Below are 2,001 nucleotides of genomic sequence, written 5' to 3' on the forward strand. Positions count from 1 at the left end.
GCCGGCGAGCAGGGCCGCGGCTTTGCCGTGGTGGCCTCTGAAGTGCGAAGCCTTGCACAGCGCTCGGCAGCGGCGGCGAAGGAAATCAAGGGCCTCATCGATGACTCGGTGGGCAAGGTCGATGCGGGCAGCGCGCTGGTGGGCGAAGCCGGCAAGACCATGGAGGAGATCGTCGAGAGCGTCAAGCGCGTGACGGACATCATGGGCGAGATCACTGCGGCCAGCCAGGAGCAGACGTCGGGCATCGAGCAGATCAACCAGGCGATCACGCAGATGGACCAGGTGACGCAGCAGAACGCCGCACTCGTGGAAGAAGCATCCGCGGCAGCGCAATCACTGCAGGAGCAGGCTGGAAGCCTCTCGCAAGTGGTGGGCGTCTTCAGTTTCGAATCAGCCCGACCGGCGCTCGCGTGATCGCGAAGCGCCACAGATTCACCCAATCAAGCATGGAGCAAACAAGATGTTGACCAAGACCACAGATGCCGCAAACGCCGGCAAGCCGCTGGAGTTTCTCTCTTTCACCCTCGGGCACGAGGAATACGGCATCGACATCCAGAAGGTGCAGGAGCTGCGAGGCTACGACGCGGTCACGCGCATTGCCAACGCTCCGGAGTACATCAAGGGCGTGGTGAACCTGCGCGGGATCATCGTTCCGATCATCGACATGCGCATCAAGTTTGCGCTGGGCACGCCGAGCTACGACCAGTTCACGGTGGTGATCGTGCTGAACATCGCGGGACGCGTGGTGGGGATGGTGGTGGACAGCGTCTCCGACGTGATCACGCTGGCGGCCGAGCAGATCAAGCCGGCGCCCGCGATGGGCTCGGTGCTGGACACGGACTACCTGATCGGACTGGGCACGCTGGACGAGCGGATGCTGATCCTGGTGGACATCGACCGCCTGATGTCCAGCGACGAAATGGGCCTGGTCGAAGCCGCGGCCACAGCCTGATTCAAGCAAACCCACACCGCGGGCCCCATCATGAATTTTCTATCCAACATACGCATCGGAACGCGTCTGGCCATCGGCTTTGCCGTGGTGCTGGGCTTGACGATTCTCTCATCCGTGTTTGCACTGAACAGTGCCCGGAACACTGCCGCGGCGACGCGGCACATGATGGAGAGCCCGCTTGCCAAGGAGCGGCTCATCTCCGACTGGTATGTGCTTACCTACTCGGCCATCGCGCGCACGTCGATGATCGCGAAGACCACCGACGACACGCTTCCAGTCACTTTTGCCGAAGTCATCTCCGACAGCGTCAAGAAGGGGAGCGAGACGATGAGCAAGGTCGAGGCTCTCCTGGTCGTCGACGAGGAAAAGAAGCTGTACAAGACCATCGTCGAGCTCCGCGCCAAATATCAGACCGCCAAGGACCTCGTCGGAAAAACGAAGGCCAGCGGCGACGTCGCGGAAACGGAGCGGGTCTTCAAGCAATCCTTCCTGCCTGCTGCGAAGGCCTATGAAAGCAGCGTGCTCGATCTCCTCTCGATGGAGCGCAAGGCGATTAACGACATGAGCCAGGCCATCGACGCGGCCAACCAGCGCGCCTTCGAACTGAGGGCGATCCTGACGGTCCTCTCGGTGTTGATCGGTGCGGCTTTCGCGTTCCTCATCTCGCGCAGCATCGTTCGTCCTCTGGCGGCGGCAGTCAAGGTGGCGGAGACTGTCGCAGCGGGTGACCTGACCTCGCGCATCGAAGTCCACAGCCGGGACGAGGCCGGCCAGTTGATGCGGGCGCTCAAGAACATGAACGACAGCCTGGCAAAGGTGGTGGGCGAAGTGCGTACGGGCACGGACACCATCGCCACGGCATCGAGCCAGATCGCCACGGGCAACCAGGACTTGTCTTCCCGCACCGAAGAGCAGGCGAGCTCGCTCGAGCAGACCGCCGCTTCGATGGAAGAGCTCACCTCGACCGTCAAGCAGAACGCCGACAACGCGCGCCAGGCCAATCAGCTTGCGGTGTCCGCTTCCGAAGTGGCGGTCAAGGGCGGCAGTGT

At 62.5% G+C, this 2,001-nt stretch carries 3 protein-coding genes; all 3 read left to right on the forward strand.

What is annotated here, in order from left to right; all coding sequences use genetic code 11:
• Positions 1-414: methyl-accepting chemotaxis protein (locus AC1DEK_RS30060; protein WP_478128978.1), on the forward strand; the 414-nt coding region annotated here is incomplete at its 5' end.
• A gap of 46 nt (positions 415-460) precedes the next feature.
• Positions 461-952: a chemotaxis protein CheW gene (locus tag AC1DEK_RS30065; protein WP_478128979.1), complete on the forward strand. Its 492-nt coding sequence runs from the start codon at positions 461-463 to the stop codon at positions 950-952.
• A gap of 30 nt (positions 953-982) precedes the next feature.
• On the forward strand, positions 983-2,001 hold a 1,019-nt coding region (locus AC1DEK_RS30070), incomplete at its 3' end, for a methyl-accepting chemotaxis protein (RefSeq protein ID WP_478128980.1).

The sequence above is a fragment of the Variovorax sp. 10N420 genome, assembly GCF_056394705.1.

Excerpts from the sequence above, each read along its gene's own strand:
- AC1DEK_RS30065 (WP_478128979.1), top strand. The coding sequence starts at position 461 with ATGTTGACCAAGACCACAGATGCCGCAAACGCCGGCAAGCCGCTGGAG.